This window comes from Pseudoalteromonas sp. 0303, from assembly GCF_013349995.1.
Classification (GTDB): Bacteria; Pseudomonadota; Gammaproteobacteria; order Enterobacterales; family Alteromonadaceae; genus Pseudoalteromonas.
Window position 1 is genome coordinate 1 of record NZ_JABVXF010000055.1, and the last position, 19983, is coordinate 19983.

Below are 19983 nucleotides of genomic sequence, written 5' to 3' on the forward strand. Positions count from 1 at the left end.
TAGCTGATAGCTGATAGCTGATAGCTGATAGCTGATAGCTGATAGCTGATAGCTGATAGCTGATAGCTGATAGCTGATAGTAGCGATAGAGGGAATTTTATGAAACTTGAAGATATTCGCCGTGAATATTTACAGGATGGTTTATCTGAAGACATGCTTGATGCGTCTCCAATCAAGCAGTTTGAAAAATGGCTTGAGCAAGCTGTTGCCACTAATTTGCCTGATCCTACGGCGATGGTCGTCGCAACGGTTGATGAGCATGGTCAGCCTTCGCAGCGTATTGTGCTGTTAAAGCATCTTGATGAAAATGGCTTTGTGTTTTTTACCAATACTGGCTCGCGCAAGGCGCAAGAGCTTAAAGGTAATAACAAAATTTCTCTGCACTTTCCGTGGCACCACATGGAGCGACAAGTCATTGTCTATGGTGAAGCTAAACCATTACCAACAACGGCTGTGGCTAAGTACTTTTTATCGCGTCCTAAAGAAAGCCAGTTAGCTGCATGGGCATCTCAGCAAAGTCGTCCTGTGTCATCGCGAAAGGTGCTAATGGAAACATTTGCGAAAATGAAGCAAAAGTTTTCTGAGGGTGAAATTCCACTGCCTGATTTTTGGGGAGGCTATTGTGTTGAGCCTACAAAAATCGAATTTTGGCAAGGTGGTGCACACCGCTTACACGACCGCTTTATGTATCAACGCCAAGCCGACGGTAGTTGGCAGTTTGGTCGTTTAAATCCGTAAATGCGTTTTATCGACTCCCACTGCCACCTTGATTTTAGCGAATTTGATGAGACTCGCACAGAGTTCATCAAAGCATGCAAGCAAGTAGGGATCGAGCATTTTATTGTGCCGGGTGTGAGCTTGGCACAATCTACAAAACTACTCTCTTTTGCTAAATCAGAGCCAAGTATTTCAGTTGCTTTAGGCTTACATCCTTATTTTTTATCTGACCACCAAGCTCATCACCTCGCTGAACTAGAGCAATTAGCAAAAGCCAATTCAGGGCAGTTTATTGCCATCGGTGAGTGCGGACTTGATCGCAGTATCGACAACCTCGATAAACAAACGCAGCTTTTTGAAGGGCAGATAGAGCTTGCCAACCAACTCGCTTTACCACTGATTGTACATCACAGACAAAGCCATGACTTAATTGCTCGCTCATTTAAGCGCTGCAAGCCAAAGTATGGAGGTGTTATTCATGCCTTTTCAGGTTCAGAGCAACAAGCTCATAGTTATATTAAACAAGGGTTTAAGCTTGGTGTTGGTGGCGTGATTAGTTACCCGCGCGCTGCTAAAACTCGTAAAGTTATCAGCACAATTGAACCCCAGTATTTAGTGCTTGAAACCGACTCGCCATCAATGCCGCTAGCTGGTTTTCAAGGGCAGATTAATACACCACTAAAGGTGCGCGATGTGTTTGCTCATCTATGTGAGCTTAAAGGCGCGACAGGGGATGCAAAGCAGCAATTGGCTGCTGAACTTTATGATTCTTGCTCTGCGCTTTTTTTGATGTAACGGTTGATTTGCCAGTGTTTTAAGCCGCGCCCTAGCTGCCAAGTAAAAATACAGGTGATCACTAACATTAATAACACTTGGCGACCTAAATCATGAAAACTACTGTGGCTGGTTGCAATAGAAGCCTGCGTTAAATAGGTAATCGACACAAAGCCTATTGGCCTTTCATCATCACTTATCACCGGCTCTACAAATGGGGTTTTAAGCTTGCTGATACCCGGCGTTGAATCAGGTAATAAACCAAAAGTGTGGTGACTTTGCCAATTATCGCTGGCCGCAATTTGAATACCTTGCTGATCGTAAATCGTTGCCGCTAACACATACTCATCTTCAGCAATATGATTACACAAAGCATTTAACTCTGGTTTGTTTTTTTCTTGCAGTGGGGTTTTTGCATTTAGTGCCATAAACTTGGTTAAGCTTATCGCGGTGCTGTCAGCACTATCATAAAGTAATTGGTGGCTTTGAAAGCTACTATTCATGGCAACCCAACTTAACAGCACAAAACAGGCTGCAGCCAAGCTCAAGCGCACAACACGTTGGCGATAAGTGGCTGAAAAGGGAATTTTAAGTTGGTTATTTTTCATAGTCACCGTATACGTTACTGACAGCTTTTAAATTTGATGGTACAACATGATAACTTTAACAGCCCCTTGAGTGCGAGTGCCAAATGCACGACCAAGGACAGACATAAGTCTAATGTGGAGCCACTATGTCACAGCTTAGCTTAGCTGCTACACCTTCAGCAAATTTAGCAGAACAAATCAGCCTAAATTGCTGGTATAAAATTGAAAACAAACACCTTATTACAACAGACTTTACGCCAAAAGCAAATCAAGGCGTGTTCAGTGTTGCCTTTGGTAATGAGCTTAATGCTGAGCAATTACTTGCTATTAGCGATTTTTTAGCAGCGCAAGGGGTTAGCAATTTATCGCTTTGTTGCTATCAGCCAATTGCCGATTTGCCTGCAGCGTGGAGCTTTCATAGCGATACAACAAGCGTACTAAGTCCGCTGGTATTAGTTGAGTTTGCTAAGCAATTGGGTATTCAACTGGTGCAATTAACGAATCCACCCACGGTGAATGAACCCGGTTTATTACTAATGGATATGGACTCAACAGCCATTACTATTGAGTGTATCGACGAAATTGCACGCCTTGCCGATGTGTATGATGAAGTTGCCGCTGTAACCGCGCAAGCAATGGCCGGTCAGCTGGACTTTGCACAAAGCTTAAAGCAGCGTGTCGCTAAACTAGAAGGTATCGATGTAGACTTAATTGATGGCTTAAAAGCGCGTTTACCGCTTATGCCGGGCGTGAGTGAATTATGCCAATACCTAAAAGCGCATAACTGGCATTTAGCGATTGCATCAGGTGGTTTTGTGCCATTTGCTGAGCAAGTACAGTCACTGCTTGATTTAGATGAAGTGCATGCCAATACCCTTGAATTTAAAGATAACCGTTTAACAGGCAAGGTCATAGGCACGATTGTTGATGCTGAAGAAAAAGCCCGTGTACTTAAACGAATCGAACAAAAGCTTACCTTAAACAATCGCCAAACTGTTGCTATGGGTGATGGTGCGAACGATTTGAAAATGATGGCTGCGGCAGGGCTTGGTGTTGCTGTGCATGGTAAACCTAAAGTAGTTGAGCAAGCACAAACTGCAATTAATGAAGGCTCATTACTGCAAGTTGTTTACTTACTCTCTCTACCGTTAGATTACTCGCTTTAACCAAGTTGCTTTGCGTTTACTCATTTCATTGATCAGCCTTTGGTCAATATCAAAATGGGTAAGCGCTTCTTCGGTTATATCAATTAAATCACCCACACCAGCTACTGCCCATAGTGCTTCTTCTAAGTCTTTTGCTTTATGTAATGCGTACTGACTAATGTATTTGAGTTCATTCGCTAAGTAATCAATATCTGGGCGACCAGTTCGTGATACATATAAACGAAATACAAAGACTAAATCGTTTTTCAGCGCTTTTTTCACAAACAAAGTTTGTGGTATGTAATCATCTTCACTAATACAGCGGCTGGTAATTGCATCGCTTATTTCGGCTTGGCGCGGATCAAAGCGAACAAATAGGGTAAATGGCAGAGGTGGATCTTGGCGACTACGGTCTTTGATCAACGGGGTGATCACTTCTGTAATTTGATCCGTTGATAAGAATCCGTCGATGCTGGTTGTTTCGTTCAATAACGCAAAATTTTGTAGTAGTACATGAAGTGGGCTTGGATATAAGCCTTGGCCAATAGCGCCAGCTTTAAAGTGGGCAGCTTCTTTATGTAAATAAAACGGGAATTGGCATACGCTTTTGGTCACCATATTTCTGAGTGCAGTTGATAGCCCCGGAATTTTAGGGGTTTCTTCACAAACACGTAATTTGTCTTTGTTGTTATCGATTAATACGGTGAAAAACTTAATCGCCATATGCGGTAAGTCACCAACTTTATGCACTTTTAAATTTACCGTTGTCAGTGATTTACTTATAGCCATTACTTCATAAGCCAGATTTGTTAAATCGTGCTTTTTGGTAATTTTTTGCAAATCAGGCAAGTTTAGTTTGATGATATCGCCTTTTTTGAACTCAACCGGTTGGTCGCATTCAATTTGCAAGCCCATCACAGACAAATCACGAGTATGGCCTGTAATTGTTTGCTCATGATGTTCAATGCTGATAGCTGTTTTGTATAAATAGCGTTTATGAGCACGAAGGTTCACATACTCAAGCGCCACAGGCTCTAAATGAGGGGGCGTTTTATGCTTACTGTGACCAAACTGTTTAAGTTGGTTTACCGCATCTTTATTATAATCAAGCTGTTGGTATGTTTGTTGTTCAAACTTAGTACCCACCGAGGTCAAAATCAGTAGATATTTAACATCTTTAATCAACCCCTGCACCCGTGGTGTCGGTGGCTTATTTAGTTTTTCGATGTTTTTACCAGCACTGCTCGGTAGCGACAGCGGAATATACGAATCTTCCGGATGGCTTGGCATCAACTGAAGCTTAAAGCATTGCCAACTGTCTTTTTGGCTACCAAAGCCGAGGAACAAATTTCTCAGTTGTGGTTGGCTATCAAGCTCAGTTCGCGTAGCTGAGTAGTAATAAATTTTGCCAGCAACGGTATGAGTGAAGGTATACAGGTACTCTTCTTTTACCGCATCAGGTGAACTGAGCAAGTGACCTAAACGTTGCTGATTGATAATGCTATATAAGCATGACAACTTACGCTCATCACAAAAATAGCGCTGAATAAAAATGTTATTTTCTGTGGTTAACGCAAGGCTAGGATAAAGTTTGTCGCCTTGTAAGCTCAAAAAAGTATAAAGCGAGGTGACACGTGGAATGTAGTATTGCTCGTAGCCTTTTGATACAACCGCATCTAAGGTATTGTCTAAGTTCACTTTATAGCGACGTTTATTACCGTGAATAAAGCTCTCTAAGAACTCATCAAACTTAACATTATTTTCAATAAAGGTGCGTTTTAAGCGTACATGGTTGTATTCACGAGATACTTTTTCTACCGCAACTACTTCATATTGAATTCCGTTTTTTAAGCCCAGTTCAAAATCTTGCTCTAGGCCAACTAAGCGCAGACCAATTAATTGGCCTTTTTTAACTACTTGACGGGGGGATAACTTGATTTTTGCGCCACTTAAGGAGATATCAGAGGTAGAAGCGGCAACCTTATTGTCTTTATCTAGTTCAACGGTAATTTTAATTGAGTAGTTCATCCGCTCTTCGCGGCGACTTTCATAGGATGCAAACTTAATGACCTTAGCAGACTGCTCTGTCGCGGTACTATCGTCAGTTAAAGCTTGTTCAGCGGCTTTTTTTTGCATTACGCGGTGATTGTTTTCGGTATTCATTACCGCTTCGTAAACGGCAAGGGTGTAACCACCGTGGCGCTTTATAGCATCTTCAAACACTTCAATGGCTGTATCGTCCATAAAGTGTTGTTTACCATCATATTCGTAGGGTTTGACTTGGCCGGTTACCTGGCCACGTAAATCAATAAAGCGTGCTACAGGCTGAGATAAGCGCGACATTTCCATTTTGATCAGAAACTGCTCTGGCTTTGTTAAGCTAGCTGTTTTTGATTTAAACAGTTTGTCGAACTGGGGAGTGCCTAAATGTGCCTTTAGTTCTTCAACTAGGCTTTCATATTTAAGCAGTATGTCTTCAGCCATTTATAAAACCATCACCGTCTATCTAAAAAAGTAGGTATACTAGCTGGCTATTGAAAGCCAAAGCAGTGTAACTAGTTTTTTATTTTATTAGTTATTGTTATATGTATTCGCCAATTAAATGGCAAGCACTGTAAAGTTTTATTTGTAAGCAAGAACTGTGCCCTTAACCACTTCTTAATTAAGCACTTAGCATGATTAAGCGTTTTTCATGGGGCAAGTTACAGCATATTATCTTTTGTGACTACAAAAGTGACTCTAGTTTAATTACCTGAGTCATATGTTTTACTTTAGCTATTATATGCTTGAAAATACAGAAATAGTCACAAAACAGCGACCAAAATAGGTAAGGCCGAATGGCAAAATCAGCAAAAATCGAATTTGTCTGCACTGAGTGCGGCATGAACTATCAGCGCTGGCAAGGTCAGTGTAAGTGTGGAGCGTGGAATACGCTGGCAGAATTTAAGCCTTCAGCGGGGCAATCAAAGCAAGCGGCAAGCCGTGCGGCAGTGGCAGGTTATGCTGGTATCGCAAGCGGTGGTTCAAAGAAAATCAATGAAGTGGCGACCACTGAGGCCGAAAAACGCCTCACGGAAATTGGTGAGCTAGACAGAGTATTGAGCGGTGGTGTAACCACAGGCTCTGTTAACATTATCTCAGGCGACCCTGGTGCCGGTAAAACCACCTTGCTATCAGATTTAGTCGCACGTATGTCAAAGCTAATGCCTTCTTTATACTGTACAGCTGAAGAGTCTCTATCGCAGTTTAAAAATCGTGTGAATCGCTTACGTTTAGATTACAACGAAGATGAGCTTTACTTGCTGTCTGAAACCAGTGTTGAAGCCATCATTGAAGAGCTTGATAAAAACAAAATTAAGTTCGCGGTTATTGACTCAATTCAGGCTGTGGTAACAGAAACGGCAAATGGTAGCCCAGGCTCGCCATCACAGGTTAAAAGTGCAGCGCAAGCTTTAACACAATACTGTAAGCAAAATGATGTCACTATGTTCATCATTGCTCATGTAAACAAAAATAACGAAATTGCTGGGCCGCAAACACTTGTGCATATCGTTGATGCTTTATTGCATATCGATACCAATGATGGGCAAATTAGAACCTTACGTGCTAATAAAAACCGTTTTGGCGATATCGACACTGTGGGTATTTTTAGAATGTGCGAGCGCGGAATGCTGAGTGTTGATAACCCAAGCGAAATCTTTTTATCTGGTTCTAGTACCGAGTCTCCGGGCTCAGCTATTACCTGTATTCGTAAGGGTAACCGTAACTTATTACTCGAAATACAATGTTTAACCACTGAAACCGAAGCTGAATTCCCGCAGCGCGTGTGTGTTGGTCTAAATATGAACCGTATCAAGATGCTAACGGGTATTTTACGTAAGCACACAAAAACAAAAATCTTCCACGATACTTTTTTCAACATTGTTGGTGGTTTAAAAATCGATGAGTCAGAGACTTGTATCGATTTAGCATTGGTTACAGCACTTTTAAGCAGCTTGAACGAATTTGTTGTACCGCGTACCACCTGTATTATGGGTGAGCTAAGTTTAAATGGTGATGTAAGACCAATCGACAGCGGCGTACCTCGAGTTAAAGAAGCTGCGCAACACGGTTTTACTGAGATCTTTATTCCATATCGTAATTACCATAAATCAATGGAAGGCCTTGGGGCTAAGATCACCCCAGTAAAAACCGTGCATGAGCTATTGTCGTTAATAAACTAAATACAATTTGATACACTGATAAAAAATTTACACCAATTAAAGGAAATAAAATGAAGAAGTTAATTATTGCAGCGGTTGTTGCTGCGGCTGTCGGTGGCGTAGCTTACGCAAATTACGCAGCTACACAGGAAGTGAAAAAGGTGGTTGATAAGCAAATCAGTGCGTTATCAATCCAAAGCGGTGTAGAAATTAAATACAGCGATATCTCAGCTAGTATTTTTGATAGCAGCATGCAGTTATCTGATATCACGGTTTCAAATAGTTTAAGCAATGAGCCTGTCGCAACAATCGATAGCATTGATGTGTCGGGTTACGAAGTAGATGCCGTGCCGCCTCATACTGGTTTTGTTATGAAGAACTTTCGTTTTAGCGATGAATTTTTAGCGCAGCTGCCAGAAAACTCTAATAACAAGCTAGCATCAACAAGCTATAACGTTGACTCATCGCTTGATTATAATAAAGCTTCAGGCGACAGCGACTTTGCTCTTAAAGTGACTGCAAATGAGGTGGCTGACGTTAACTTTAATCTTGGTTTAGCTAAAACCACAGCGCTGATGGAAGCATCACTCGCTGTGAGCCAGATGCAAAATGAAGCAACTGATGGTCAGCTTACTTTAGAGCAGCAGCTACAACAGCAATCAAAGATGATGGCAGCACTCACGCAGTTAGAGCCACGTAGCATCAATATGTCGATTGCTGATGAAGGTGAGCTTAAAGCGGTTGTTGATAGCTTCTTAACTGCGCAAGGCATGACTCATGAGCAATTTAAGCAAGTCGTTGCTATGCAGTTACAACAAGTGCCAGTAAGCGAAGAACTTACAACAGCGATTAATAACTTTGTGAATGGTTTATCGTCTTTCTCAGTGTCAGCTAAATTACCAGAAGGTAAGACTATGATGGAGATTAATCAGCAAATTCAAATGCTGATGGGTCAACCTGAAGAGCTTGCGAAATTCATCAACCTACAAGCAAGTGGCGAATAATCTCAAGCCTCTTTTGTAAACCTAACCTTAAAGTGACGAGTGATTTAACTTACTCACTTTAAGGTTGTTTTTTATCTGCATCACACCTTGGCTGTGTTCTAAAAATTTCTGTGCTAAAGCGCGTTGAAAGCCTGTTTCTGCAGTACCTTTTAGTTCAACAGTTTCACCTTCAACAATCACTTGTAAGTTTTCAATGTGAAAGTTAGGGTTACGAGTTAACTTCTGCAATGCCATTTGCTGTAAGCGCGGTTGCGCAGATGTGCTTGTTGTTAGCACACTAGTATTGGCGCTAACAGTCGTTGCGCAAGCAAGTAAAAACATACAACTCAATAAAGTAAGTACTACGGTTAATTTGAAGCGGCTCATACAATTCCCTCGTTAATCTAGTCTGCTGTGAACTATTGCTGAACCTGTTACAATTATTATTCCAATATTTAAGTTGCTGAATTTTATTGTTTTATTTTTATTGGTGTGATGGGTGGGTAATAAAGTGTGAACTAATTACACAGTTAATAAGTAAAAAGGGTATGGCACAAAAATGCCGAGACAAGCTCGGCATTTTCACAGTAATGATGTTAAAGTTAAAACTACTTTTTCTTCTTCGTTTTAGCTTTGGCTTTTTTCTTTGCCTTCATTTTTACTGGATCTTTTTTCTTTTTAGATGGGATCTTCGCTTCTTTGTGCTGTGGCTCAAGCCCTTTAATTACTCGGCGTTTCAATTTTTGCTCAATGTAGCGCTCAACCTTACCAACAATTGCCACGTCATGAGCTTCAATAAATGAAATCGCAATGCCTTTTTTACCTGCACGACCAGTACGTCCAATACGGTGTACGTATACGTCTGCGGTACGTGGCATATCAAAGTTGATAACATGGCTGATATCAGCAACATCAATACCACGAGCAGCAACATCCGTTGCAACTAAGATATTGTTGCGACCAGAGTGAAAGTTCTCCATCGCTTTCATGCGCTTGTCTTGTGGCATTTCACCGCGTAACCAAGCAACACGAAGGCCTTCGTTGTTTAACTCACCAACTAATGTTTCTAGGCGCTCACGGGTTTTTACAAACACAATTGCTTTATGAATGTCGTCACCATTTAATGTTTCAACCAACATTTTTAGTTTGTGATCGTAGTCATCCGCAAGGTGAACCCATTGGTGGATTTTGCCTTTCTCTTTGCGTGAAGATTCGGCTTCAAGCAGTGCAGGGTCGTTTAAGATACGTTCTGCAAATAACTCAACGCTGTCACCTTCAAGGGTGGCTGAGAATAAGAAACATTGGCGGCGGTTACGTGCTTCATCACAAATGCGTAGCATTTCTTTACGAAAGCCCATGTCTAGCATGCGGTCAGCTTCATCAAGAATAAGCATTTCAACGTTTTCAGCATGGAAGTTCTCTGTTTCAAGGTACTCCATTAAACGCCCAGGTGTGGCAATGAGAATATCGTTATTGCTTTCGAAAATTTCTCTGTGTGTCCCGTAGTTTATACCACCTGTTACAACTCCAATTTTAAGATGAGTTTGTGCTGCGAGTAATTCACATTGCTCATGAATTTGATAAGCAAGCTCACGGGTTGGTGTCATGATCAATACGCGCGCAAAGCCAGGATCGCGACGTGGGAAATCAAGCAAGTATTGAATTGCAGGGATCAAAAATGCGGCTGTTTTACCCGTACCAGTAGGGGCAGATGCCAAAATATCACGACCTTGAAGAGCTTCTGGGATCGCTTGTTGTTGAATACTGGTTGGCGTATCAAAACCCATTTTATTAATGGCATTTAACAGCTTGTTATCGATATCAAATTCAGAAAATTGCATAGAGTGACATAAATAGAGGACAATTGAGCCTAATTATACGCGTTAACGCGGCTGTGGTGAATGAAAAGGTGAAAAAATGTCAGGCTTTGTGTTTAAACAATTTACGGTAACGCAAACGCGCACGGCGATGAAAGTATCGACTGATGGTATTTTGTTAGGGGCGTGGGCTGATGTAAGTGGTGCTAAGGGCATTTTAGACATTGGCACAGGCACAGGGTTGTTGGCGTTAATGGCAAAACAAAGAGCGCCTGAAGCAAAAGTAAGTGCCATCGAAATTGACGCGGGTGCCTGTAATGATGCTCGAGAAAACTTTGCGGCTAGCCCATGGCCTGATATAAACCTTTTCGAAGGTGCTTTGCAGTCGTTCAACGCAGCAGAGTCTTTTGATGCGATCATCACCAACCCACCGTATTTTAATGCGAGCCTAAAAGGTGAAAACGATGCTCGAAATACTGCCCGCCATACTGACGGTCTTAGCTTCAGCGAATTAATAGCAGCGTGTACAAGGTTTAGCCACGGCAAAACGCTTTTGAATGTGATTTTGCCTTGCGTAGAGGCAAAACAATTCATTGCGGTAGCTGAGCAAGCAGGCTGGTACTTAAATCGCCATTGCTTGGTACGTACCACCGAGAAAAAACAACCAAGTCGCAGCTTGTTGTTACTCAGCCAAATCAACGGCGAATGTGATACATCATCGTTAACCATACATGCAGCTGATGGCAGTTATAGCCAAGATTACAAAGAGCTCTGTAAAGCTTTTTACCTAAAGATGTAATTATACCTGTGGTTTTTGTATGGAAGGTGGCTGTAATTGCATTACTTCATCAAGCTGAATTTGTTGCACATATTCAAGCTCTAATAGGGCGTCTAACACGGCTTTACTGTGCGACTTTTCTATTTCGGCACTGCAAAAGTCAATAATGCTAAAGCGGCGTTTTATCAGCAGACCGTTGATTTCAGGTAAAGGATGTGTGGTTTCAATTAGCACGCGGGTCGTAGGGCAGGGGTCGGCATAGCCTGAACGTAATAACTTTTTTAAATTAAACAAGTTATCATCGAGCCGACCCAGCTCAATGGCGGCTTTAGCGCTATCAGGAATAAATAATGGCTCAGCAAAGCGATTTATTTTTATTTCGCCCGTGGCGTTAATTGTAGCTACCTGATTACTGTCGTAACTGACAATATCACCGGTAATTAATGTGAATTGACTCATTGTGTTCCCTCGCAATGTTGTGTCGATTTCGGAGCTTAGCAAAATGGTGTGTTTGGTTAAGCCCTGATATAGTGCCAAAGTCTTAAGTTTTATACGAGTTTTTTATGTTCCGTTTATCAATTGTTTTATCTACCTTATTATTTTCTCAGTTGAGTTTTGCTGCATTGACGCCTGTGGGTCTTTGGAAAACTATTGACGAAGAAACGAATGAAGCGAAATCTTTAGTACGTATTAGTGAGCAAGATGGTGTGTTGGTTGGCAGTGTTGAAAAAATCCTTAACCCAGCCAAGCAAGACGCAATCTGCGAAGAGTGTAAAGGTGATAAGAAAAATCAGCCTATTTTAGGGTTAAAAATTATAGAAGGCGCTACAGATGCTGGCGATGGTAGCTGGCAAGAGGGTGAAATTCTAGACCCAAACAATGGTAAAACCTATACCCTTAAACTAACACCACAAGAACAAGGTAAGGTGCTTGAAGTACGCGGCTATATTGCCTTTTTCTATCGTAATCAATATTGGCAACGTGTTGAATAACCATTAAAAAAGCCAAGCGATGCTTGGCTTTTTTATTCATGACTTACAAGCTTTCGCTGTACTCAGTCATGACTTGTTCAACCCAGCTTGCGATACGCTCATCGCTAAGCTCGTATTGACTGTCCTCATCAAGGGCTAAGCCAACAAATTGTTTGCCATCTTCAGTGAGTGCTTTTGAAGCCTCAAATTCATAACTTGCATCATTAGGCCATTTGCCTAGCAAGGTAATGCTTTGATCACAAATTTCATCGTGTAACATGCCAAGTGCGTCTTGGAACCACTGACCATAACCTTGTTGATCGCCCATACCAAACAGAGCCACGGTTTTGCCGTTTAGGTTAACATCTTTAATGTCGTCCCAGATTGATTCCCAATCTTCTTGCAACTCACCAAAATCCCAAGTTGAAATGCCGAAGATCACGAAATCAAATTGCTCTGCATTTTTTAATGGCTCATCTTTGATATTGTGAAGGCTCACGATGTCGTGACCAATAATATCGCGAATTTTCTCTGCCGCTATTTCTGTGTAGCAGGTTGTAGAACCATAAAATAAACCAATCTGCATCGTATTTATCACTGTGTATTTGCCTGATATGATAGGCGTAAGTTTACCGTAAGGTATAATCAATTGATACCTTGATAAGGATGAGAGTACGCGTGGCTGATAATAATTCACAAGCCCAAAAAGGTGTAATAACAGCAAATAACGCCGAACATTTAGAGTTATTTTTAGATACGCTGTATCTTGAGCAAGGGGTCAGCGAAAATACACTCTCTGCTTATCGCAGTGACCTTGAAAAGTTTTGCCAATTTTTAAAAGATAAAGACCTATTAGCCGTTCGCGCTGATGATATTGAAGCGTATTTAGCATACCGTGTTGATTTAGGACTGAAGTCGCGCAGCACAGCACGTAGCATCAGTGCACTTAAGCGTTTTTATCAGTATTTTGTGCGCGAAAAAGCCATTGCCGATTCACCGATGGTCAATATTGCTCAGCCAAAAGCTGGGCAGTCATTACCAAAAACGCTGTCAGAAGCCGAAGTCGAAGCTCTGCTTGCAGCCCCAGACATAGAAGATCCTATGGGGCTTCGCGATAAAGCCATGCTTGAGCTGTTATATGCCACAGGGCTTCGTGTTACTGAGCTGGTGGGACTCAGAATGGAGCAAATTAATTTGCGCCAAGCGGTGGTCTTTGTAAAAGGTAAGGGTAATAAAGAGCGTTTAGTTCCCCTAGGCGAAGAAGCAATGTACTGGCTTGAGCAGTTTTTAAAAGTGGGTCGTTCGCAAATGATTAAACATGCCACTGACTTTGTGTTCCCATCAAAGCGCGGGATTGGCATGACACGACAAACTTTTTGGCATCGCATCAAACACTATGCTATTTTGGCATCAGTTGAATCGCCGTTATCACCGCATACGCTTAGACACGCGTTTGCAACGCATTTGCTTAATCATGGGGCGGACCTTAGAGTCGTGCAAATGATGTTAGGTCACAGTGACTTATCAACAACACAAATTTATACCCATGTAGCGAATGAAAGATTGAAGTCGGTACACGAGCAACATCATCCACGTGCTTAGTGCAAGATTTTTAAAGATGTACCGGTCTATATAAAAAATGATCAGGATATAGGATATTTATGAAAAAGTTAGTTTTAGCCACAGCACTACTAGGCACAAGCTTAAATGTGTTTGCCAATGGCGTATCAACAACAGATGCTGCTGATGCCCCTATTATTGCTAAGTTTGCTGAATTAGGCGTAACCGTTAAGCAAATCAACCCAAGCCCAGTGGCAGGCCTTAAAGAACTAATTACTGATAAGGGTGTACTGTACGCAAGCCCTGACGGTCAATTTTTAATGCAAGGAACACTGATTGACCTTAATAACCGAGTTAATCTAACAGAGCATGCACTGAGCGATGTACGTAAAGAAGGCATTGCTGAGTACGAAGACTCAATGATCGTTTACAAAGCGAAAAACGAAAAGCATTCAATCACAGTCTTTACCGATATTACCTGTGGTTACTGCCGTAAGTTACACCGTGAACTTGATGATTTCTTAGATGCGGGTATCACCGTTAAATACCTTGCTTTCCCACGTGGTGGTTTACGTGGTAAAGGTTACCAAGATTTAATGAATGTTTGGTGTGCTAAAGACCCTGCTGAAGCGTTAACAGAAGCAAAAGCGGGTGCAGAAGTCGCAGACGTGCCAGGTTGTAACGCACCAATTGCTGAGCATTACCAACTAGGTCAAAGCTTTGGTATGTCGGGTACTCCAGCAATTATTTTAGAAGATGGCACCATGATCCCAGGTTATCAATCAGCTGCGCAGATCAGCCAAGCGCTTGATGCCTTACCAAAAACATCTTCATAATTGATTTTTTAAACGAAAAGGCCTATTTGTCGTAGGCCTTTTTTATTTGTATTAAGCAAAGAAGTACCATTTCCGACATGGAAAAAATAATTCAAGCTCGTCCTCATGTTGATGATTCGCATCTACCACACCATTTACACCCTGTAATTAAGCAAATATATGCGACTCGACAGGTGCAAAGTGCCACCGAACTCGATAATAGCGCTGCGACATTACATGACTTTAAGTTGTTTAAAGATATCGACAAAGCTGTGGTGCTATTGCAACAAGCCCTCGCGGCTCAAAGTCGCGTGTTAATCGTCGGTGACTTTGATGCCGATGGCGCAACCAGCACAGCAACCTTAATGCAAGGTCTTGCTATGTTTGGCTTAAAGAACCTTGATTACTTGGTACCTGACAGATTCAGCCTAGGTTATGGCTTAAGTCCTGCGCTTGCTGAGCAAATAGTGACTATGCAACCCGAGCTGGTGATCACTGTTGATAACGGTATTTCATGTATAGATGGCATTGCAATTGTTAAGCAAGCAGGTATTAAGGTGCTGGTAACTGACCACCATTTACAAGGTGAAGCCCTGCCAGATGCTGATGCCATCGTGAACCCAAATCGCCATGACTGTCAGTTTCCATCGAAATCAATAGCAGGGGTTGGGGTAGCTTTTTATCTGCTCATTGCTTTACGTAGCCACTTACGTGAACAAGGGTATTTTCAGCATCAGCCAATGCCAAATTTGGCTGAGTTACTTGATATTGTAGCCCTTGGTACCGTTGCCGATGTGGTCGCTCTTGATGCCAATAACCGTACCTTAGTTCATCAAGGTTTAGCACGTATTCGCAGTGGTAAAACACGCCCAGGTATTAGTGCCCTTATCGAAGTGGCAAATCGCAATGCAGCCCGTTTAAGTGCCAGTGACTTTGGCTTTTCATTGGCGCCACGCTTAAATGCAGCAGGGCGTTTAGATGATATGAGTTTAGGTATAGCCTGTTTGTTATCAAGCGATATAAATCAAGCACGCCGAATTGCCGGTGAGCTCGACAGCCTCAATCATGAGCGCCGTGAAATAGAGCAGGGCATGCAAACTGAAGCACAGGCGGTGCTTGACCGTTTAGCATTTAAAACTGAGTCAGTGCCTGATGCCATTTGTTTATACCAAGCTGATTGGCACCAAGGTGTGATTGGTATTTTGGCTGGTCGCTTAAAAGAAAAGTATCACCGCCCGACGATTATTTTTGCAGCGGGCGATAACGGCGAAATAAAAGGCTCTTGCCGCTCCATTGAAGGGCTGCATATGCGTGACTTACTAGAGCGAGTAAATACGCTCTATCCGCACTTGATCAGTAAATTTGGTGGTCATGCTATGGCGGCCGGGCTGAGTATCAATGAGCAAAGTTTTACTGAATTTAAAACCGTGTTTGAGCAAATGGTGACAGACACACTCACTGAAGAGCATAAGCAAAGTATTTTACTTACCGACGGTGAATTACCTAATGAGTGCTTTTCGATGGAGTTTGCCAACTTACTAAAAAATGCCGGCCCCTGGGGGCAGCAATTTCCAGAGCCAGTGTTTGAGCATGTTTTTGAGGTAATACAGCAGCGCATTGTTGGTGAAAAACACTTAAAACTGGTTTTAAAACATCAATCTGGACGATTAGTTGACGGTATTGCATTTGGTGTTGATGTGCGTACATGGCCAGATACCGAAGTGCGTTATGTGAAAGCTGCTTATCAACTCGATATAAATGAATTCCGTGGTAAATTCTCGTTACAGTTGATTATTCGAGAGCTACAAAAAGCAACATAAAAATATCGTTATAATCGACATAAAAGGCTAATAAAACGCTCGGTTTTTTGTTAAAATCGGGCGTTTTTAATATTTGTAGATAATTTACCGTATTTATTGTCGATATCGGTGCGCGGTAAATCAGCCATTTTGGAGTAATGTACATGTTTGAAGTGAATCCTGTGATTAACCAAATCAAGGAAATTCGCGAACGTACTGAACTGCTTCGGGGGTACCTTTGACTACCCTCTTAAGAAAGAGCGGTTAGAAGAAGTTAACGCAGAACTTGAAGATTCAGCAGTGTGGAATGAGCCAGAGCGAGCTCAAGCACTTGGCCGTGAAAAGTCGGCACTCGAAGCTATCGTTGAGACCATTGATAATCTAGTGTCAGGTACCGAAGATGTTGAAGGTTTAGTCGAGCTTGCTGTTGAAGCAGAAGATGAAGAAACCTTCGCAGAAGCCGAAGCTGAATTAGGCGATTTAAACGCACAGCTTGAAAAGCTAGAGTTCCGTCGTATGTTCTCAGGCGACCATGACCAAAACGATGCTTACCTTGATTTACAATCAGGCTCTGGCGGCACTGAAGCCCAAGACTGGTGTAATATGCTACTGCGTATGTATTTACGTTGGGGTGAAGCAAAAGGCTTTAAAGTTGAACTGGTTGAAGCAACTGATGGTGATGTGGCCGGTATTAAGGGCGCAACAGTGCGCTTTGTTGGCGAATATGCATACGGTTGGTTACGTACAGAAACAGGTGTTCACCGTTTAGTGCGTAAGAGCCCGTTCGACTCAAGTGGTCGTCGTCATACCTCGTTTGCATCGGCATTCGTTTACCCAGAAATCGACGATAATATCGAAATTGATATTAATCCGGCAGATTTACGTATTGACGTTTACCGCGCATCAGGCGCCGGTGGTCAGCACGTAAATACAACAGAATCTGCGGTTCGTATTACTCATATACCAACTAACACTGTTGTACAGTGCCAAAATGAGCGTTCACAGCACAAGAATAAAGACCAAGCAATGAAGCAGTTAAAAGCGAAATTGTTTGAGCTTGAAATTCAAAAGCAAAATGCTGAGAAACAAAGCCAAGAAGATGCTAAATCTGATATTGGCTGGGGTAGTCAAATTCGTTCATACGTACTTGATGACTCGCGCATTAAAGACTTACGTACAGGCGTTGAAAACCGTAATACACAAGCGGTTCTTGACGGCGACTTAGATAAATTTATTGAAGCCAGCCTTAAATCTGGCCTATAACCACCAAGCTAAAAAAGAGCTAAAAAATGACTGATCAAATCCAAGACGAAAATAAGTTAATCGCTGAGCGTCGTGGCAAATTAGACGCAATCCGCGAAAATTGCCCAGCCAACGGTCATCCAAACCAATTCCGTCGTGAACATTACACGGCTGATTTGCAAGCTGAGTTTGGTGATAAATCGAAAGAAGAACTAGTAGCTGAGCAACACGTTGTATCAGTTGCAGGTCGTATTCTTGCAAAACGTGGTCCTTTCCTTGCGTTACAAGACATGAAAGGCCAAATTCAAGCGTACGCATCAAAAGACGTACAAAAAGAATTAAAAGCAAAATATGGTCAACTTGATATCGGTGACATCATCGGTGTTAAAGGTGCACTTAATAAGTCAGGTAAAGGTGACCTTTACGTAGAAATGACAGAGTACGAGTTACTGACAAAGTCATTACGCCCGTTACCAGAAAAATTCCATGGTTTATCTGATCAAGAAACTAAATACCGTCAACGTTATGTTGATTTAATTACTAATGATGCGACGCGTGAAACCTTCCGTATTCGCTCTAAGGTTGTTGAAGGTATCCGTCGTTTCTTAGCTGATCGTGATTTCATGGAAGTTGAAACGCCGATGCTACAAGTGATCCCGGGTGGTGCGTCTGCACGTCCATTCGTAACACACCACAATGCACTTGATATCGACATGTACTTACGTATTGCACCTGAGCTTTACTTAAAACGTTTAGTTGTGGGTGGCTTTGAGCGTGTATTCGAAATCAACCGTAACTTCCGTAACGAAGGTTTATCAACGCGTCATAACCCAGAATTCACAATGATCGAATTCTACCAAGCATACGCTGATTACATTGACCTAATGAACATTACTGAAGACATGTTACGTACTGTTGCGACAGACGTACTTGGTTCACCAATTGTTGTAAACACAACGAAAGATGAAAATGGTGAAGTGGTTGATTCAGTAGAGTACGACTTTGGACAACCTTTTGCTCGTTTAACAATGAGCGAGGCTATCCTTAAGTACAACCCAGACTTTGATGCTGCGGTATTTAATGACCCTGAAAACCATTTTGAAGAACTTAAAGCGTACGCGAAGCAAGTACACGTTAAGATCCCAGAAAACTGCGTATGGGGCCCAGGTAAATTCTTATGTGAAATCTTCGAAGAGACAGCTGAGCATAAGCTAATTCAACCGACTTTCATTACCGCTTACCCGTGGGAAGTATCTCCACTTGCACGTCGTAACGATGAAAACCCGTTTGTAACTGACCGCTTCGAATTCTTCGTTGGCGGCCGTGAATTAGCAAATGGCTTCTCTGAGCTTAACGATGCACAAGACCAAGCAGAGCGCTTTACTCGTCAAGTTGAAGAGAAAGACGCTGGTGATGATGAAGCGATGCACTACGATGATGACTATATCCGTGCATTAGAATACGGCTTACCACCAACAGCGGGTGAGGGTATTGGTATCGATCGTCTAGTGATGTTATTTACTGACTCACCAACAATTAAAGACGTGATCCTATTCCCACACATGCGTCCTCAAGCTGATTAATCAGCTAAAAGTCTTGAAAACGCCGCTTTTTAGCGGCGTTTTTGTTATCAGAAATTTCTGATTTTTATTGCTCTCAATTTCACCACTCAATTGTAATTAGCTGATTTAAAAAGAAATGCTGAACTAGCCTTCCACCAAAGTTACCAGATTGTAAGATTTTTATACAATCCGAAAGAACGATAGTATTATTTTTAGTCAAGGTATGACATCATTGCACCATACTTGTTCAACGCATAAACGGACTTAATTCTAATGACAAAAAAGCCTTCGCCGTTGCCTACAGATACGAACAAAAGCGAGCATCAACGTGAAGATTTTTATCGTGCTTGCATCGCCGAATTTCAACAATTGGGCTATCAAGATCAATATCTCGCAGAGCTAACTGATGAATTGATCCCATTGACGGGTCTTGAGCCGTTGAGTGATAAAGAAAAACGGTGAAAGGATAAACAAAAACAAGCTGTTTTGGTTCGTTATGGACAATCTATAACCATCTATACGATTTTCCTTGAAAAGTGTTTGACATATTTCCTGAAATCTTTATTATACGCCCCACAAGACGGAGAGGTGGCCGAGTGGCTGAAGGCGCTCCCCTGCTAAGGGAGTATAGGGTTTGTAGCTCTATCGAGGGTTCGAATCCCTCCTTCTCCACCATTTTTCCTAAAATGGCATGTCTTGAAAGTAATATGTGTGGACGCGTAGCTCAGCTGGATAGAGTACCTGGCTACGAACCAGGCGGTCGGAGGTTCGAATCCTCCCGCGTCCGCCACTTTTTACTTTGACTCTGCATCGAGTATAAGATGTTAGTAAATTTGGTCGGAGGTTCACTCTTTCAAGAGACGTCCCGCAACCGCCACTTTTTACTTTAACTCTGCATCGAGTATAAACTTGAGTCTCTTGCTAAGAGAATAAATTAGCAGTGTTCAAATGTGCGTGTGGACGCGTAGCTCAGCTGGATAGAGTACCTGGCTACGAACCAGGCGGTCGGAGGTTCGAATCCTCCCGCGTCC

19 protein-coding genes and 3 tRNA genes are annotated in these 19983 nt (G+C 42.1%); 16 read left to right on the forward strand and 6 right to left on the reverse strand.

Annotated features, from left to right (window positions below):
- Positions 1–99: 99 nt before the first annotated feature.
- A complete protein-coding gene (gene pdxH, locus HUS62_RS20890; protein ID WP_055020972.1) occupies positions 100–738 on the forward strand; it encodes a pyridoxamine 5'-phosphate oxidase in 639 nt (212 codons plus the stop codon).
- Positions 739–1512 (forward strand): TatD family hydrolase, encoded by a 774-nt coding sequence (locus HUS62_RS20895; RefSeq protein WP_175081018.1) that lies wholly within the window; start codon positions 739–741, stop codon positions 1510–1512.
- Here HUS62_RS20895 and HUS62_RS20900 read toward each other — a convergent pair.
- A complete protein-coding gene (locus HUS62_RS20900; protein WP_054560826.1) occupies positions 1479–2099 on the reverse strand; it encodes an AhpA/YtjB family protein in 621 nt (206 codons plus the stop codon). The genes HUS62_RS20895 and HUS62_RS20900 overlap by 34 nt on opposite strands.
- A 125-nt stretch (positions 2100–2224) precedes the next feature.
- On the opposite strand from HUS62_RS20900, the gene serB reads away from it, so the two are divergent.
- Positions 2225–3244 (forward strand): phosphoserine phosphatase SerB, encoded by a 1020-nt coding sequence (gene serB, locus HUS62_RS20905; RefSeq protein WP_175081019.1) that lies wholly within the window; start codon positions 2225–2227, stop codon positions 3242–3244.
- Here the strand turns inward: serB and HUS62_RS20910 are convergent.
- Positions 3227–5707 (reverse strand): PilZ domain-containing protein, encoded by a 2481-nt coding sequence (locus HUS62_RS20910; protein ID WP_175081020.1) that lies wholly within the window; start codon positions 5705–5707, stop codon positions 3227–3229. The two genes, serB and HUS62_RS20910, sit on opposite strands and share 18 nt — an antisense overlap.
- A gap of 353 nt (positions 5708–6060) precedes the next feature.
- Between HUS62_RS20910 and radA the strand changes: the two genes are divergently transcribed.
- Complete coding sequence (gene radA, locus HUS62_RS20915) at positions 6061–7446, forward strand: DNA repair protein RadA (RefSeq protein ID WP_175081021.1); 1386 nt, start codon at positions 6061–6063, stop codon at positions 7444–7446.
- Positions 7447–7496: 50 nt separating this feature from the next.
- Complete coding sequence (locus HUS62_RS20920; RefSeq protein ID WP_175081022.1) at positions 7497–8429, forward strand: hypothetical protein; 933 nt, start codon at positions 7497–7499, stop codon at positions 8427–8429.
- Positions 8430–8456: 27 nt separating this feature from the next.
- On the opposite strand, the gene HUS62_RS20925 is transcribed toward HUS62_RS20920, so the two are convergent.
- Together HUS62_RS20925 and srmB are read right to left on the reverse strand one after the other, a co-directional pair.
- The gene (locus tag HUS62_RS20925) at positions 8457–8795 is read right to left on the reverse strand and encodes a BON domain-containing protein (protein WP_175081023.1); all 339 of its coding nucleotides are present in this window, start codon (positions 8793–8795) and stop codon (positions 8457–8459) included.
- Positions 8796–9016: 221 nt separating this feature from the next.
- Entirely contained in the window at positions 9017–10249 is a 1233-nt protein-coding gene (gene srmB, locus HUS62_RS20930) for an ATP-dependent RNA helicase SrmB (protein ID WP_055198154.1), read from the reverse strand.
- Positions 10250–10325: 76 nt separating this feature from the next.
- Between srmB and HUS62_RS20935 the strand changes: the two genes are divergently transcribed.
- Positions 10326–11024 carry a tRNA1(Val) (adenine(37)-N6)-methyltransferase gene (locus HUS62_RS20935; protein ID WP_175081024.1) on the forward strand — a complete coding sequence of 233 codons (699 nt, stop codon included), beginning with the start codon at positions 10326–10328 and terminating at the stop codon, positions 11022–11024.
- Here the strand turns inward: HUS62_RS20935 and HUS62_RS20940 are convergent, their stop codons facing one another.
- On the reverse strand, positions 11025–11462 hold the full coding sequence (locus HUS62_RS20940; protein ID WP_175081025.1) for a hypothetical protein: 438 nt from the start codon (positions 11460–11462) through the stop codon (positions 11025–11027).
- 104 nt (positions 11463–11566) lie between these two features.
- Between HUS62_RS20940 and HUS62_RS20945 the strand changes: the two genes are divergently transcribed.
- Positions 11567–11995, forward strand: coding sequence for a DUF2147 domain-containing protein (locus tag HUS62_RS20945; RefSeq protein ID WP_175081026.1), 429 nt, complete (start codon positions 11567–11569; stop codon positions 11993–11995).
- Positions 11996–12038: 43 nt separating this feature from the next.
- On the opposite strand, the gene fldB is transcribed toward HUS62_RS20945, so the two are convergent.
- A complete protein-coding gene (gene fldB / locus HUS62_RS20950; RefSeq protein WP_054551247.1) occupies positions 12039–12560 on the reverse strand; it encodes a flavodoxin FldB in 522 nt (173 codons plus the stop codon).
- 128 nt (positions 12561–12688) lie between these two features.
- Here fldB and xerD point away from each other — a divergent pair, with 128 nt between their 5' ends.
- The 9 genes from xerD (at position 12689) to HUS62_RS20995 (ending at position 19983) form a co-directional block, all read left to right on the forward strand.
- The gene (gene xerD, locus HUS62_RS20955) at positions 12689–13576 is read left to right on the forward strand and encodes a site-specific tyrosine recombinase XerD (protein WP_404936078.1); all 888 of its coding nucleotides are present in this window, start codon (positions 12689–12691) and stop codon (positions 13574–13576) included.
- Positions 13577–13635: 59 nt separating this feature from the next.
- A complete protein-coding gene (gene dsbC / locus HUS62_RS20960) occupies positions 13636–14370 on the forward strand; it encodes a bifunctional protein-disulfide isomerase/oxidoreductase DsbC (protein WP_054560813.1) in 735 nt (244 codons plus the stop codon).
- A 77-nt stretch (positions 14371–14447) separates the two neighbouring features.
- The gene (recJ, locus tag HUS62_RS20965; RefSeq protein ID WP_175081028.1) at positions 14448–16169 is read left to right on the forward strand and encodes a single-stranded-DNA-specific exonuclease RecJ; all 1722 of its coding nucleotides are present in this window, start codon (positions 14448–14450) and stop codon (positions 16167–16169) included.
- Positions 16170–16312: 143 nt separating this feature from the next.
- Positions 16313–17411 (forward strand): peptide chain release factor 2 gene (gene prfB / locus HUS62_RS20970; protein ID WP_105181232.1). Its coding sequence is split into 2 segments (ribosomal slippage): positions 16313–16387 and positions 16389–17411, totalling 1098 coding nucleotides; the frame shifts between segments, so codons are not numbered across the junction.
- Positions 17412–17437: 26 nt separating this feature from the next.
- A complete protein-coding gene (gene lysS, locus HUS62_RS20975) occupies positions 17438–18973 on the forward strand; it encodes a lysine--tRNA ligase (protein ID WP_175081029.1) in 1536 nt (511 codons plus the stop codon).
- Between the two features lie 252 nt (positions 18974–19225).
- Positions 19226–19414 carry a hypothetical protein gene (locus tag HUS62_RS20980; protein WP_175081030.1) on the forward strand — a complete coding sequence of 63 codons (189 nt, stop codon included), beginning with the start codon at positions 19226–19228 and terminating at the stop codon, positions 19412–19414.
- Positions 19415–19534: 120 nt separating this feature from the next.
- Positions 19535–19627: transfer RNA gene (locus HUS62_RS20985), tRNA-Ser, on the forward strand.
- 38 nt (positions 19628–19665) lie between these two features.
- A tRNA-Arg gene (locus HUS62_RS20990) sits at positions 19666–19742 on the forward strand.
- Positions 19743–19910: 168 nt separating this feature from the next.
- A tRNA-Arg gene (locus tag HUS62_RS20995) sits at positions 19911–19983 on the forward strand.